The 13,651-nt window shown below is 42.4% G+C and carries 16 protein-coding genes; 14 read left to right on the forward strand and 2 right to left on the reverse strand.

The features are described 5' to 3' along the window. The first annotated feature begins 36 nt into the window (after window positions 1–36). The 9 genes from AA980_RS08230 (at window position 37) to cydS (ending at window position 7,664) form a co-directional block, all read left to right on the forward strand. Window positions 37–1,317, forward strand: coding sequence for a right-handed parallel beta-helix repeat-containing protein (locus AA980_RS08230; RefSeq protein WP_024027077.1), 1,281 nt, complete (start codon window positions 37–39; stop codon window positions 1,315–1,317). Continuing rightward, the gene (locus AA980_RS08235; RefSeq protein ID WP_024027076.1) at window positions 1,314–1,877 is read left to right on the forward strand and encodes a nitrous oxide reductase accessory protein NosL; all 564 of its coding nucleotides are present in this window, start codon (window positions 1,314–1,316) and stop codon (window positions 1,875–1,877) included. The genes AA980_RS08230 and AA980_RS08235 overlap by 4 nt, the downstream gene beginning before the upstream one ends. 73 nt (window positions 1,878–1,950) lie before the next feature. Then, window positions 1,951–2,763: an ABC transporter permease gene (locus AA980_RS08240; protein WP_024027075.1), complete on the forward strand. Its 813-nt coding sequence runs from the start codon at window positions 1,951–1,953 to the stop codon at window positions 2,761–2,763. Continuing rightward, a complete protein-coding gene (locus tag AA980_RS08245; protein ID WP_034723304.1) occupies window positions 2,754–3,461 on the forward strand; it encodes an ABC transporter ATP-binding protein in 708 nt (235 codons plus the stop codon). The genes AA980_RS08240 and AA980_RS08245 overlap by 10 nt, the downstream gene beginning before the upstream one ends. A 52-nt stretch (window positions 3,462–3,513) precedes the next feature. Beyond that, window positions 3,514–4,308 carry a sensor histidine kinase gene (locus tag AA980_RS08250; RefSeq protein WP_024027073.1) on the forward strand — a complete coding sequence of 265 codons (795 nt, stop codon included), beginning with the start codon at window positions 3,514–3,516 and terminating at the stop codon, window positions 4,306–4,308. Then, window positions 4,308–4,949 (forward strand): response regulator, encoded by a 642-nt coding sequence (locus AA980_RS08255; protein WP_024027072.1) that lies wholly within the window; start codon window positions 4,308–4,310, stop codon window positions 4,947–4,949. Before AA980_RS08250 ends, AA980_RS08255 begins: the two co-directional genes overlap by 1 nt. Window positions 4,950–5,173: 224 nt before the next feature. After that, window positions 5,174–6,520, forward strand: coding sequence for a cytochrome ubiquinol oxidase subunit I (locus tag AA980_RS08260; RefSeq protein WP_024027071.1), 1,347 nt, complete (start codon window positions 5,174–5,176; stop codon window positions 6,518–6,520). After that, a complete protein-coding gene (locus AA980_RS08265) occupies window positions 6,517–7,542 on the forward strand; it encodes a cytochrome d ubiquinol oxidase subunit II (RefSeq protein ID WP_024027070.1) in 1,026 nt (341 codons plus the stop codon). Before AA980_RS08260 ends, AA980_RS08265 begins: the two co-directional genes overlap by 4 nt. 20 nt (window positions 7,543–7,562) lie before the next feature. After that, the gene (gene cydS / locus AA980_RS28235) at window positions 7,563–7,664 is read left to right on the forward strand and encodes a cytochrome bd oxidase small subunit CydS (protein WP_407937457.1); all 102 of its coding nucleotides are present in this window, start codon (window positions 7,563–7,565) and stop codon (window positions 7,662–7,664) included. Window positions 7,665–7,789: 125 nt separating this feature from the next. Here the strand turns inward: cydS and AA980_RS08270 are convergent, their stop codons facing one another. Beyond that, on the reverse strand, window positions 7,790–9,325 hold the full coding sequence (locus tag AA980_RS08270; protein WP_024027069.1) for an NCS1 family nucleobase:cation symporter-1: 1,536 nt from the start codon (window positions 9,323–9,325) through the stop codon (window positions 7,790–7,792). A 451-nt stretch (window positions 9,326–9,776) separates the two neighbouring features. Then, window positions 9,777–10,196 (reverse strand): nickel-responsive transcriptional regulator NikR, encoded by a 420-nt coding sequence (nikR, locus tag AA980_RS08275; protein WP_024027068.1) that lies wholly within the window; start codon window positions 10,194–10,196, stop codon window positions 9,777–9,779. A 75-nt stretch (window positions 10,197–10,271) separates the two neighbouring features. On the opposite strand from nikR, the gene AA980_RS08280 reads away from it, so the two are divergent. The 5 genes from AA980_RS08280 to AA980_RS08305 all read left to right on the forward strand — a co-directional run bounded on the left by AA980_RS08280 (window position 10,272) and on the right by AA980_RS08305 (window position 13,457). Continuing rightward, window positions 10,272–10,907: an energy-coupling factor ABC transporter permease gene (locus AA980_RS08280; protein WP_024027067.1), complete on the forward strand. Its 636-nt coding sequence runs from the start codon at window positions 10,272–10,274 to the stop codon at window positions 10,905–10,907. Further along, window positions 10,904–11,179: a PDGLE domain-containing protein gene (locus AA980_RS08285; RefSeq protein WP_024027066.1), complete on the forward strand. Its 276-nt coding sequence runs from the start codon at window positions 10,904–10,906 to the stop codon at window positions 11,177–11,179. Before AA980_RS08280 ends, AA980_RS08285 begins: the two co-directional genes overlap by 4 nt. Then, a complete protein-coding gene (locus AA980_RS25740) occupies window positions 11,176–11,865 on the forward strand; it encodes an energy-coupling factor transporter transmembrane component T family protein (protein ID WP_024027065.1) in 690 nt (229 codons plus the stop codon). Before AA980_RS08285 ends, AA980_RS25740 begins: the two co-directional genes overlap by 4 nt. After that, complete coding sequence (locus tag AA980_RS08295; RefSeq protein ID WP_024027064.1) at window positions 11,865–12,680, forward strand: energy-coupling factor ABC transporter ATP-binding protein; 816 nt, start codon at window positions 11,865–11,867, stop codon at window positions 12,678–12,680. Before AA980_RS25740 ends, AA980_RS08295 begins: the two co-directional genes overlap by 1 nt. Window positions 12,681–13,091: 411 nt before the next feature. Then, window positions 13,092–13,457, forward strand: coding sequence for a hypothetical protein (locus AA980_RS08305; protein ID WP_024027063.1), 366 nt, complete (start codon window positions 13,092–13,094; stop codon window positions 13,455–13,457). Window positions 13,458–13,651: the final 194 nt, after the last annotated feature.

Below are 13,651 nucleotides of genomic sequence, written 5' to 3' on the forward strand. Positions count from 1 at the left end.
CCTTAACCTAGTGTTTTCGAGGAAGGAAAAGACCAAATGAAAATGTTAGTGAAACTTATATTTTTGGCGGTGATGATTAGCTTATTGGGGGGAAAGGAGGGGGCAGCAGAAGGAACGCTTCAGTCACAAATTGATGCACTTCCCGATGGCGCTGTTTTTAAGCTTGCAGCAGGTATTTATGATGAAGCGCTTGTATTAAAAAAGCCGATTATCTTAGAGGGTACGAATGGAACGATTTTGAAAGTATGTTCGTCCGAACCAGCGCTATCGATTTCGGGAAAGAAAGTAATGGTCAAGCAAGTGAAAATAATTGGCTGCCAAAAGGCGGAGAGCCCAGCGGCGATTTTTATTAGTGGGAAACAACATCAGCTTGAAGATATTACGGTTGAATATGACCATTTGGGATTAGAGCTGGAAGAGGTTAACAATAGTACGTTCCGAAATATTTCCGTCACAGGGAAGAATAAAAAGAACGGCTTTGATCTGTGGGAATCCAATCATAATACCTTTGAAGACTGCCGGATTGATCATGTTCAAGATGGATTTTATCTGGAGAGCAGCCACAATAATACCTTTAGCGGCAATACTATCAGCAATTCAAGATACGGACTGCATGTAATGTTTTCTGACTATATTACCGTGAAGAACAATCGTTCAACAGGGAATTTTACCGGTGCAATGGTGATGGGGACGAACTATTCTGTTATTGCCGATAATCAGCTCATGGAAAACAATCAAAATGTGAACGCCCAGGGGCTCCTCCTTTATGATGTCCATGATTCAATAATCAATAACAATCGTATTTCCCATAACCGTGTCGGGATGTTTGTCGAAGATTCAAGCGGTAATAAAATAAAAGGGAACGAAATTACAGCTAATTTCATCGGTGCGCAAATGAATCGAATCGAGAAGAATATGATTGTGGGCAATACCTTTATTAGCAATGTCAATGATTTTCAAGCAACGGATGGCACCGATAATAAAATTCAACGAAATTATTGGGATGCCGCCTTGAAGCTTGATACTGACGGTGATGGAAAAAGCAATCTGCCTCACAGTGCCGATCCGTTTTTCCTTAATCTAGCAAGAGAAACACCGCCATATCAGCTATTTTTTCAACACCCGGGGATGACCCTGCTGCAAAAAATGCTAAAAAGCCCTGAAGAACTGCTTGTAACCGATAAAGAGCCCTTAATGAACAACGTTTTACACAAACAGCAACAATCCAATCAGCAAAAGCCGATTTTCTGGTTCATCTGTGCGGCAATGATTGTCAGTAGTCTGCTAATAATATATTTTGGGAGGAAAAGAACATGAAACACAATTTAATTAAACCATTCCTGATGGCGATTCTCGCCATATTCATCATCGCCGGATGTAGTAAGAAGGAAGTTAACCCAGTTGCGATCAATGAAAAAACCGATAAATGTGAAATCTGTCATATGGCTGTAAAAGATAACGAATTTGCTACTGAAATTATGCTTGAAAACGGAAAATCTATGGTCTTTGATGATATCGGCTGCATGTATAAATGGTTGAAGGAAAATAACGACAAGAAAGTAGCCAATTCCTATGTGAAGGATTATGATTCAAAGAAATGGATTGAAGCAGAAAAGGCTTCCTATGTGTATGACAAGCCAATCAAAACTCCAATGGCCTATAACGTCATCTCTTTTACAGATAAAAAAGATGCCCAAAGCTTTATTGACCAACATGGCGGCAGCCTATTAACCTATGATAAGCTCCAAAGCCATACATGGGAAAAGAACGAGGAAATGGTCAAAGAAATGAAAGAAAAAATGAAGATGCATGACGGGCATGATGGACATGACGGACATGACGGCATGGATATGGAACACTCTGAGGATAGCCATTAATCGCTGAATAATGAAAAATGTGCAAAAAAGACAGTCTTTTATGATTGTCTTTTTGATTGAAAGGATGCATTCGATGAGAAACTTATGGCTTTCTGAATGGAAAACAATGACGAGGCAGCGTTCCTACTTTTTATTTCTGATCCTTTGGGGACTCGTGTTTTCGCTGTTGTTTTTACTTGAACGAAATAATGCCGGTCTTTCCAGCTTTACGAATGTCACGGGAACGATTGTCAATATCCTGCTCTATTTACTGCCGTTGTTTATGCTGATTATTGGTTCATTTTCGATTACCAATGAAATGGAAAGCGGCCAGTGGCAGCTTCTCTGTACGTATCCGGTGAGTATTCCCGCCTATCTTTTTGGGAAATTTGCCGGTCTGATTACGGCGCAAGCGGCTGTGTTCACTTTAAGCTTTGCAATCAGCATGGCAATTGGGATGCTTTCAGGTATCCAGCTATCACTGTCATGGCTGCTCGGGATCTATCTCTTTTCGCTCCTCTTAATCTATGTATTTTTAATTCTTGGATTATTTATTGGAACCGTAGCGAAAACAAGGTGGAAGGCATTAATGACCTCAGTTGCCATTTGGTTCTTCCTGATTATGATTTGGCCCACCGCTTTGATTGCGATTTTAGGACTCGTTCCTTATCCGCTGATTGATCCGTTAATGAAACTTGCGATGGTCCTTAACCCAGCCGAGTTTTTGCGGATTTTTCTAATCATTCAATGGGATAGCGGCGCGGTATTTGGCGGCTCGTATGATGGGGTTGTTCATCTATTTCAATCAGGTGCCGGCTGGAGCATTCTGTTTGGTTACATGATTGCTTACGTATTTGTATTGTTTTCCCTAGCGATCCTGTTCTTAAGAAGAAGGAGATTTCTATGATCGACATAAAAAATGTTTCCAAGGTATTCAAACAGAAAACAGCACTTTATCCCCTCTCGTTGACAGGAGATGATGGTGAGTGCATTGTACTTTGCGGCGGAAACGGGGCCGGCAAAAGCACATTGCTGCAGATGATTGCTGGCATTTCCGCACCAGGCGATGGCACTGTTTTAATCAATCAAGTTGATATCAAGCTAAATCGAAAACAGTATGTATCGTTAATTGGATTTATGCCGGATGAATTCTTTGCTCAGGAAACGCTGACTGTCACCGAGTTTTTAACTTTTTATGGAACGTTTCGAAAGGTGGCCCCATCACGAATTAAGGAAGTTATCGACATACTTGGATTAGCGCCCAAAAAGGATGAGATGATTAAACACTTATCAAAAGGAATGCGCCAAAGGCTGTTATTCGGTCAGGCCTGGTTGGCAAATCCTGCCGTGTTGATTCTTGACGAACCGACAAATGGTCTTGACCCTTATTGGATTGATAAATTCATTGATATGCTGAAAAAAATTAAACAGACCGGCACAACAGTTATTTTTTCAACCCATATGATGGATGTTGCTGCCGAAGTCGCCGACCGGGTCATTTTTATGGAAAATGGAAGGATCACGGAAATAATCCAAAATGACCACTTGAATCCGAAACAATTTATGGTGGACCTGCTTGGCCGCTATCGTCAAAAAGAGGAATAATTAGGGCAGGTGTGCTTTAATGGAGTTATCAGCATGTAGAGGGGCCATAAGGATGTCTTATCGTACACTAAAAATTATCACGATTTTAATACCTCCATTAATTATTGGGAGCTTTGAACTGATTCGCCATAGTGTATTACTGCATGACTTATCAATGGAGACAGGGAATTATTTGATTATCCTCATAACATTAGCCGTTTCCTATGTGTTTTCCACTTGGATGTTTAAGATGATCGAGGATAAAAATCATCGCCTTACAACCGAGCGGGAAATGCGTGCCGTTTATGAAGAAAGAGAACGGCTGGCAAAAGAGTTACACGATAATATTGCCCAAACTTTATTTTTACTAAAGGTAAACTTAAAAAAGGGGAAGATTAATGAGGCGAGCGGCCTCGTCAATTCCATCGAAGCCAATGTCAGGCAGGCGATTTATAATTTGCGGGTGAACCCGTTAGAGATGATATCATTTCCGAATCGCGTCGAGAATTGGCTGAATGAATGGAGTACGGTTTCTGGGATTGAAGCAAAGGTCCGTATTCAGTTAACGGAAGGTTACTTTACCCCTTCGGAAGAAGTGCAGCTTTTCGGAATCATCCAGGAGGCATTTACGAACATTAGGAAACATTCAGGGGCTAAATCTGCTGTTTTGCTTTTCCAAATTGCTTCCGATGGATGGGAAATGAAAATTGAAGATGATGGCAACGGGTTTGCGCAAGACGAACGAAATCCGAATCAATACGGTCTCGTTATGTTAAAAGAGCGTGTTGAAAAAATTAATGCGGTACTTCACATCACCTCTGAGCAAAATCACGGAACGAAAATAATTGTAAAAGGGAGCGACAAATGATGGTTCCATATCGAGTTTTGATCGCAGACGATCATCCCCACGCAAGGCAGGCAATTATCGCAATTCTTGAAGAAGAACCGCTGTTTACCATTGTCGCTCAAGCAAAAAATGGCAAGGAAGCCATTGAGTTATGTGAAGAGCATCTTCCTGATATATTATTAATCGATATTGAAATGCCGGTTATGGATGGTTTAGCAGCAACGAAAATTATTAAAGAAAAATATCCGTTTATCAAAGTAATTATTTTAAGTGTCTCTGACAATGTCGGCGATTTATTTACCAGCATTCAGTACGGCGCCCAGGGCTATTTATTAAAAAATATGGATCCCGATGATTGGCTCCAATATCTTCGTTCGATTGTCGACGGTTCGAATGCGACAACAAGGGATTTGGCCGGGAAACTGCTCTATCAATTTCGCGAACGTGATTTGCAGAATACCCCGGCGATTAGTTCATTGACCCCGAGAGAAAAAGAAATTCTCCTCTTAGTTTCGGAAGGGCTGACCAATAAGCAAATCGCCGAAAACCTGTTTATTGCCGAGAATACGGTAAAAAACCACATCAAAAATCTCCTCGAAAAACTTAGTCTGGAAAACAGAGTACAGCTCGCTTCCTATGCGGTTAAATATATTGTGAAATAAATGGGTAATGATAAATATGAAGCATTTAAAAGTTTGTGATACACTGAGCATAAAAAGGGAGGACTGTCTTATTTATAAAAAACAAGAACGAATGTTAATCTGGCTGGCCTTTATTGTGGCTTTTATAATCGGCTTATCAATTATTGGCAGGATTTTTTGAGTGAAAATGGGTGGCAGATTGAATGATGCCTTCCAAAATGTAAGAAAGGTGGTCGGACCGTGTAATGGGAAATGAAGATGCACTATTTTTTAGCCGTGTCTTAACAGAATTAACCTTATCCTTCCATATTATTTACGCAACCATTGGCGTGGGCATCCCGCTGATGATTATGATTGCCCAATGGGTTGGGATTAAGAAAAATGACGAACATTATATTTTACTAGCACGCAGGTGGACGCGGGGCTTTGTCATTACCGTGGCAGTCGGGGTGGTAACCGGGACCGCAATTGGTCTGCAGCTCTCGCTTCTATGGCCAAATTTCATGGAACTGGCAGGAAATACAATTGCCCTGCCGTTATTTATGGAAACGTTCGCCTTCTTTTTTGAAGCGATATTTCTTGGCATCTACTTATATACTTGGGATCGATTTGAGAATCAGAAAAAGCATTTGCTGCTCTTAATTCCGGTTGCGCTGGGTGCCTCGTTTTCTGCCGTGTTCATCACAATTGTGAATGCGTTCATGAACGCACCGCGAGGCTTTGACTTGGTTAACGGGCAGCTGGTGAATGTAAGTCCGCTGCTCGCGATGTTTAACCCGGCGATGCCGTCTAAGGTGGCCCACGTTGTGGTCACAGCCTATATGACATCGGCGTTTGTTCTCGCTTCGATCGGCGCTTATCGGCTGTTGAAGGGCTCTAATCATGTGTATCACAAGAAGGCACTGTTTTTAACAATGAAGCTCGGGCTGATTTTTTCGATTGCCACCGTGGTCCTCGGCGATTTTTCTGGCAAGTATTTAGCGAAATATCAGCCGGAAAAATTAGCAGCAGCGGAGTGGCATCTTGAAACAGAAAAGGGGGCGCCGCTGATATTGTACGGTGTCCTTGCAGACGGTGAAGTGAAATATGCCCTGAAAATTCCTTTTGGTCTCAGCATCCTTTCCCATAGCAATCCAAATGCTGAAGTGATTGGGTTAGACCAATTTAACGAGGCCGACACGCCGCCGCTCTATATTCATTATATGTTCGATTTAATGGTGACAATCGGAATGTGGATGGTTCTCCTATCGTTTGTGTATGTTGTTGGAACATGGCGTCAATGGCAGTTTATTTTTTCAAAATGGTTTAGATGGCTGATGGTGCTCGGCGGCCCTTTATCAATTATCGCGATTGAAGCGGGCTGGTGGCTCGATGAAGTCGGGCGTCAGCCATGGGTATTGCGCGGGATTATGCGGACAAAGGATGCAGCCACCGCAAGCGGCCATGTCGATACGATGCTCTGGCTGTTTGCTGGTCTTTATCTCATCCTTGGGATTGGCAGTGTTTTCATATTATGGCGGATGTTCCGCCGGAATCCGGTGGAACAGGAATTGGCTGACCGGGCCGGAGAGAAAGCGGGTGTTGCGAAATGACGCTGGAGGTTCTCGGTATTACGGTATTGGGTGTGTTTCTTTTCGGATATATTATCGTCGCATCGATTGATTTCGGGGCTGGATTCTTTAACGCCTTCAGTACAGTGACTGGTAAAGAGCATATTTTGACGAAGGTGATTCAGCGTTATTTATCACCGGTCTGGGAAGTGACGAATGTATTTCTAGTGTTTTTCTTTGTCGGGATTGTCGGTTTTTTTCCGAAAACAGCCTATTATTATGGCTCAACCTTGCTTGTCCCCGCGAGCATCGCCATCATTTTGCTGGCCATCCGCGGCGCCTATTATGCGTTTACCATATACGGTGGGCTGAAGCATAAACGTTACACGATTTTGTACGGATTGACAGGATTATTTATCCCGGCTTCCTTATCGATTGTTTTGACGATTTCTGAGGGCGGCTTTGTCACCATGATGGATTCGGGACCTGTCCTCGATTATTGGACGCTGTTTACGAGCCCATTATCATGGAGTATTGTCGTTCTAAGTTTGACATCCGTCTTATATATTTCCGCCGTGTTTTTAACGTGGTATGCGCAAAAGGCGAAAGACCGGGCTGCAGTCAGCCTGCTAAGGAAATATGCACTCGTTTGGGCGGTACCGGCAATCATCACGGCCGCCGGCATCATTGTGGAAATGAAGGGACATAATCCGGAACATTATCAACGCTTAGTCGATGTCTGGTGGCTGTTTGCACTGTCGGTGATTTTCTTTGCGGGAACGGTGTTTTTACTTTGGAAGCGGCTTGCCTACGGTTTCGCCTTTTGGCTGTTGATTGGGCAATTTACGTCAGCCTTTTTGGCATATGGAATTTCTCATTACCCATATTTAATGTATCCGTATTTGACGATTTATGACAGCTTCACGAATAAAGCGATGGCTACGGCGCTCGTCATTGCGTTTATCGCCGGACTTTGCTTGCTTTTGCCGTCACTGTATCTGTTGCTCAGGCTGTTCTTGTTTAACAAAGCCTATGTACAAGGTGATCGAAATGATCATGCCTAGGAGGGGGGAGACTAACGGTGTTGGAAAAATTCCTGATCTTTTATGCGCCATTTCTTGTGTTGATCGCATCCATCCTGGTTGGGTTCTGGAGTGCTCTAAAGGATAACGCAGTGAACAAATAACATACATGCATTTGAAGAGTTTCATCGATTAACGGGTTCCGTTAGCTATAAAAAATGAGTGCCAAATTTTAGATGAATTTGGCACTCATTTTTTCCTTCTTTCTCAATCCTAGCAGATTTTAGGTTTAATATAAATCAACATTTGGACTGCTTCCATCCAATGTATCTGCAAGATTCCCTGAAACTGAGTTTTTGTAGCTTGTAATTTTTTCATACTCACCTTTTCGGAGAACGCTCTGATCGCCCTTCATTAAATAGGTATAGACAATAATCGCAACAAATAATCCAAACGTCCATGCATTATCCCATAAGAAATGAAGGCCCGGAATGATGAGACCAAGAGCCGGGACGGCTACTCCGATGATGAGCGCATAAACTCCATTTTTATTAAAACCGCCCGTATAACTGTAACGGCCGTTTACATCATACAGCTCATGAAGAGCCATTTGCCGTTTACGAACAAGCCAGTAATCAGCTATGGCAATTCCATCGATTGGCCCAAGTAAGGCACCGTATGTTCCAAGCCAGCCAAAAATGTAATTACCAAAGTTCTCCATGATATACCACGGCTGCATGAGGATGGCAAATAGACCTGTAATAAGGGCTCCGAGTCCAAATGTAATTCGTCTTGGATTCAAATTTTCGATTGCACGTGCTGGCGCAACAACATTTGCTCCAACATTGATAGTTAAAGATGAAATAACGATCACGATTGTACCTAAAAAGATGATAAATGGCGGGAACTTTGCCAGAAGCGCAACCGGATCCCAAAGCGCCTGTCCAAATATGACCACAGTAGCAGAAGTTACAGCAATTCCAATAAAGGAGAAAATCGTCATGGTAAGTGGGAGTGAAAAGCTTTGTGCAATCATTTGCGACTTTTGGCTTTTTGCGTAACGGCAAAAGTCAGGAATGTTTAAAGCAAGTGTGGCCCAGAAGGCAATTACCCCGGTTACGGCAGGGAAAAACACTTTTAAAAATTCACTGGTTGTCTGAAATTTAGATGGAGTCGATAAAATCGGCCCCCAGCCGCCGGAATTGGTGAGTGCCCATATAAGGAGAATAATCGCTGAGATCCCAACAACAGGAGTTGCAATCAAACTTAAATATTTCATAGCCTGCGGACCCTTATATGCAACTGCTACATTTAAGGTCCAAAAAAGAGCAAAGACAATGACTGTATGTCCGGAAAAGTTCCAGAAAGAGAAGGAAGCTGATAATAAGGTATCGATAGCGCCGGTTCCAATCCAGGTATTAATACCAAACCAGCCGGCAGCAACAATGGCTCTTGCCATAGCAGGAATATGTGCTCCCTTTGAGCCAAACCAAAGGCGGGCAAAAACTGGGTACGGAATCCCGAATTTTGTCCCAGCATGAGAATTCAATAAAATAGGAATAAGAACAATTACGTTACCAACAAAGATGGTTGCAATCGCCTGCCACCAGTTCATTCCTAAAGAAATCAATCCGCTGGCCATTGTATAAGCTGGAATACATAAACACATTCCAATCCATAGCGTCGCAAAGTTCAGACCTTTCCACGAATGCTCCCTAATGGTCGTTGGGCGGAGATCGTCATTCCATAACCCACTTCCCTCCAGGCTGTCCGAAGCTTCCTTTGTTAAAATGACAATGCCGTTTTGCTCAATCTGCGTTTTCAATAAAATTCCTCCTTTTTTGGCCCTCAAAAGCTACAAAACAAAACCATTTAAAACAAGTTTGACAGAGGATTCTCATGATAACTTTCGAGCTGCCAATTTCACGGAAGATTGAATATTCGGAAATTAAAATCCCTAATACCCCGATACCCTTAATTGTAAGCGCTTTTATTTAATTGTGGCACCAACCTCCCATCCCTGCCTATATTATTATATTTTCTACAAATTGGGCTGTCATTGGACAAAAAGTAAAAAAATTGTTTTGTTATTTCTTATATTTTGTAAAGGGGGCAATTACTGTTATCGTTGAAAGGATTCGAGCCATTTCTTGAGGAGATTCTTTCGTTCCACTATAAAAAACGGCTTTTTTACCCTTAATTAAACTAAAAAAGACACATATAGTCCAATTCACTGGCATATATTGGTGTTACGATTATATTGAAAAGTAACACGATTATGGTTCGGATACAGGGGAAACGGACAGTTGGCCATACTTTACCCCTTTTAAACTAAGCAATTTATCTCGTAAACTACGAATATTTAGGGCATTCCCGCGAACGACTATCATTTCAAGGCAGTTATGATGATCAAGGTGAAAATGAGTCGTTGCCAAAATCGAATCATGGTAGTCATGCTGAATCGTTGTTAATTCTGCCATTAGATGGCGCTGATGGTGATCATAAAAAATCAGGAGACAGCCTGCAACCTCATGATCATCTTGTTCCCATTGATGTTTGACTAATTTTTCACGGACTAAATCCCGGACCGCTTCCGAGCGGGTTTTATAGCCTTTTTCTTCAATTAGTTGGTCGAAGCTTTCGAGTAAACTTTCTTCCATGGATACGCCAAACCGGCTTAATTTCTTTGAATTCAAGATAGTTCGCCTCCTTCCCTATAACGTAACGATATCACAAATATTTTAATAGAAAAAGTGAAAAGGAGAATCATTATGCACATTCCTGATGGAATATTAAGTCCCGCTATTTTAGCGGCAGGTGCTGCCGTATCGGTTGTCGTCCTTGCCAAAAGTGTTCAAGAATCGAAAAGGAACCTGGAGCAGACAGCTGTGCCGATAATGGGCGTGATGGCAGCATTTATCTTTGCGGCGCAAATGGTGAATTTTCCACTATTAGGAGCGGCGGCATCCGGGCATTTGATTGGCGGAGCGCTGGCTGCCTATTTATTTGGGTTTTGGCCGACGACGCTCATTATGACAACCGTCGTCACCATCCAAGCAGTGGTCTTCCAGGATGGCGGCATCAGTGTGCTTGGCGTCAATATTCTCAATATGGCTATCCTTGCACCGCTGGCCGCAACAGTAGTGTATAAACTTTTACAGAAAACAAAGGTACCGGTTTCGGTAATGATATTTATCGCCGGCTGGGTCTCTGTAGTTGTCACGGCTGGATTTGCTGCGCTTCAGCTCGGGGCGTCACAGGTTGTTTCCTATCAATTGGCCTTACAAACTCTTATTCTTTGGCATGCGATTATTGGGATTGGTGAGGGCGTGATAACAGTTGCAGTTGTTCCGTTTGCCCGCCGCTCATCCTTTTTTCTTGGCGGCAGGGAGGAGAGGTTACGATGAAGAAGCGGTTAGTTTTTTGGATAGCGGTATCGTTATTTATTGCCGGTGCAGTTTCATTACTTGCGTCGAATCATCCAGATGGCTACGAAAAGGCAGGAGAACAATTGGGGTTTATTGACAGAGCCACAACCTATTTGCATTCACCACTCCCTGACTATGCGATTCCAGGCGTCCATTCATGGCTATCAACTAGTCTTTCCGGCATCCTGGGCGTAGCGATTACGTTTGTGCTCTTTCTTTTGCTTGGAAAAATGGCTGGGAAACGCAGATGATTACGGTCCCAAAGCCAAGAGTCAAAGTGGTGATGGCTCTTATCTTGATTATTCTTGGTGTTCTACCAAAGAATCTTGTGATGATTGGCGGAAATCTCGTCATCGGTCTCCTGCTATTGTTTATTTATCGAATTCCGTTTCGTGCGTTTGTTAAACAGCTAAAGCCGATCGCCTTCTTTATGCTGTTTACGTTTCTCTTCTTTCCGTTTTATGAAGGGAGTCATGGCTGGATAAAAGCACTTCAATATAGCGGGCGCTTACTGTTTGTTGCCATGGTGCTCAGCTTCCTGTTTTACCGTCTAGGGATTGTTGCCTTTTTACAAGCATTGGCTGAACTTCGGCTTCCGTCGATTTTTATTGAGCTACTCATGTTTACCCTGCGATTTATGGATGTGTTTCGCGGGGAAGTGCGGCAAATGCTGTTAAGTCTCCGGAGCAGGGGGTTTTATACAGGCAATTGGTTTCAGCTAAAGAAATACAGGATATTAGGCGGGCTGTTGGGAAGTCTGCTGCTCCGTTCCTATCAACGCTCGGAGCGGATTTATTTGGGGATGTTAAGTAAGGGCTACAAAGGTGAACGTTTTAAATCAATTAGGACAGAACTTGTCCCTAAGTACGAGTGGCTGCATTGTGCACTGTGGGCTGGCTGCGTTCTTTGTATGTTTTTTGTAGGAGGTTTGCGATAGTGGATATATTTCGATTTAACGAGGTGTCGTATGGCTATACGAAGGACAAGCCAATCTTACGCGACATCACTTTTTCAATTCGCGAAGGCCGGAAAACAGCCATTGTTGGCGCAAACGGTGCTGGAAAGTCGACAATTTTGTTTCATTTAAATGGGCTGTTTGCCCAGCAGCAGGGGGACATCTTCTTCCGTGGCCAAAAGCTTGATAAGAAGTTACGGAAAGAATTATATAAGCATGTCGGTATCGCTTTTCAAGACCCTGACGACCAAATCATTTCATTGACGGTGTCCGATGACATTGCGTTTGGACCGGTTCAGATGGAAATTTCCGCTTCAGATGTTCAGGAAAGAGTGGGGAAATATACCAAGATTTTAGGAATTGAACACTTACTGATGGAAAACCCATCAGAACTTAGCTACGGACAAAAAAAGCATGTCACCATTGCCGGGGTGCTGGCGATGGAGACGGACGTATTTATTTTGGATGAACCAATGGCCTTTCTTGATCCCTATGGAAAAGAACGGATGGCATCGATATTACAGTTGCTGCAGGAGCAAGGCAAAACCGTGATTGTCACCACCCATGATATGCAGTTTGTCGCCGAATGGGCAGAGGATGTCATTGTCATCCACCAAGGTCAGTGCCTCGGGACATTTCAACCAAGAGAACTTTTTGGCCGCCCTGATATCATGAAACAGGCAAACCTAACGCTGCCGCCAATCGTCGAATTAATGACGGCAATATGGAAGGGCGAAAAAGACAAAATGCCTATTCGAGTCGAGGAGGCGAAGAAGTGGTTAGTGCGGAAAATATAAGAAGTAAGGAGAGAACCTAGCGTTCTTTCCTTTTTTTATTATCAAGGGTAAACAGACGGCAAATACACATATCAATGGGATGCAGCTTACCAATTAATTTCTGAAACAGAAAAAGGAAAAAAGTCTTTACTTACAGAATATAGATACGATGATGCAGGCAGCTGCATCGAAAAGAAGATCAAAAAAGTGATGGAACAACATCCATCATTCGCTATATTTACGACGGCAGCAGCATCAATGTCTTATATGAAACAGATGATAAAGGGAACGTGCTACGTCACTATATTTACTCAGCAAGTGAACAAGTCAGGTCAAGCAGTTAATCCTTTAACAGCAAGAACAGCAAATGGAAAAGCAGACTCATGGTAGTATATTCCATTAAAATAAATTAAAGATAAATGAGGGTAAATTATGTCATCTGTTGATAGATTTGGTATCAGTTGGATTGAGGGCGTAGAAATGACATCGGTTATTTTCATCAGAGATTATATCCAGATAATTTTTGAAGGGATTAACGATACAGCCATTTTAACCGCATATAAATTACCAACAGTCTATAAAAATAATGTCTCTTACAGTATTGTTACAAAGGGGTACAGAGATGAATTGTGTTCACTAATAAACCAAAAAGTAGAAAAAGTCTTATTGCTTGAAAAGGAAGCAATCAAGTTGATTTTTGAAAAGAATACAACAATGGAGATTTCTTTACTTGAACAAGATTATAAAGGTCATGAGGCAGCCATGTTTATGAGGGGGGATGACATAGTAGTTTGGTAATACTTTCATCTATTTAAGGTAAAGTATTGATTGCTGCTCCGAAGAAATGTAGATCAATATTTGATTACCATAATAGCCTTAAGAGAAAATTTCTCTTAAGGTTTTTATGGTGCGCCTGGCATGGGCTATAACTTGGTGGTGAAAATCCACAACAGACTTGGCAGTAGGAACTTTAGATGAAACCGAAACCGCAC

Origin of the sequence: Neobacillus vireti, assembly GCF_001026695.1 — a bacterium.
GTDB lineage: Bacteria > Bacillota > Bacilli > Bacillales > Cytobacillaceae > Neobacillus > Neobacillus vireti.

Bases quoted from the DNA above. Each gene is read 5' to 3' on its own strand.
- AA980_RS08230 (WP_024027077.1), top strand. From the start codon at position 37: ATGAAAATGTTAGTGAAACTTATATTTTTGGCGGTGATGATTAGCTTA.
- AA980_RS08235 (WP_024027076.1), top strand. From the start codon at position 1,314: ATGAAACACAATTTAATTAAACCATTCCTGATGGCGATTCTCGCCATA.
- AA980_RS08240 (WP_024027075.1), top strand. From the start codon at position 1,951: ATGAGAAACTTATGGCTTTCTGAATGGAAAACAATGACGAGGCAGCGT.
- AA980_RS08250 (WP_024027073.1), top strand. From the start codon at position 3,514: ATGTCTTATCGTACACTAAAAATTATCACGATTTTAATACCTCCATTA.
- AA980_RS08255 (WP_024027072.1), top strand. From the start codon at position 4,308: ATGGTTCCATATCGAGTTTTGATCGCAGACGATCATCCCCACGCAAGG.
- AA980_RS08260 (WP_024027071.1), top strand. From the start codon at position 5,174: ATGGGAAATGAAGATGCACTATTTTTTAGCCGTGTCTTAACAGAATTA.
- AA980_RS08265 (WP_024027070.1), top strand. From the start codon at position 6,517: ATGACGCTGGAGGTTCTCGGTATTACGGTATTGGGTGTGTTTCTTTTC.
- AA980_RS08280 (WP_024027067.1), top strand. From the start codon at position 10,272: ATGCACATTCCTGATGGAATATTAAGTCCCGCTATTTTAGCGGCAGGT.
- AA980_RS08285 (WP_024027066.1), top strand. From the start codon at position 10,904: ATGAAGAAGCGGTTAGTTTTTTGGATAGCGGTATCGTTATTTATTGCC.
- AA980_RS25740 (WP_024027065.1), top strand. From the start codon at position 11,176: ATGATTACGGTCCCAAAGCCAAGAGTCAAAGTGGTGATGGCTCTTATC.
- AA980_RS08305 (WP_024027063.1), top strand. From the start codon at position 13,092: ATGTCATCTGTTGATAGATTTGGTATCAGTTGGATTGAGGGCGTAGAA.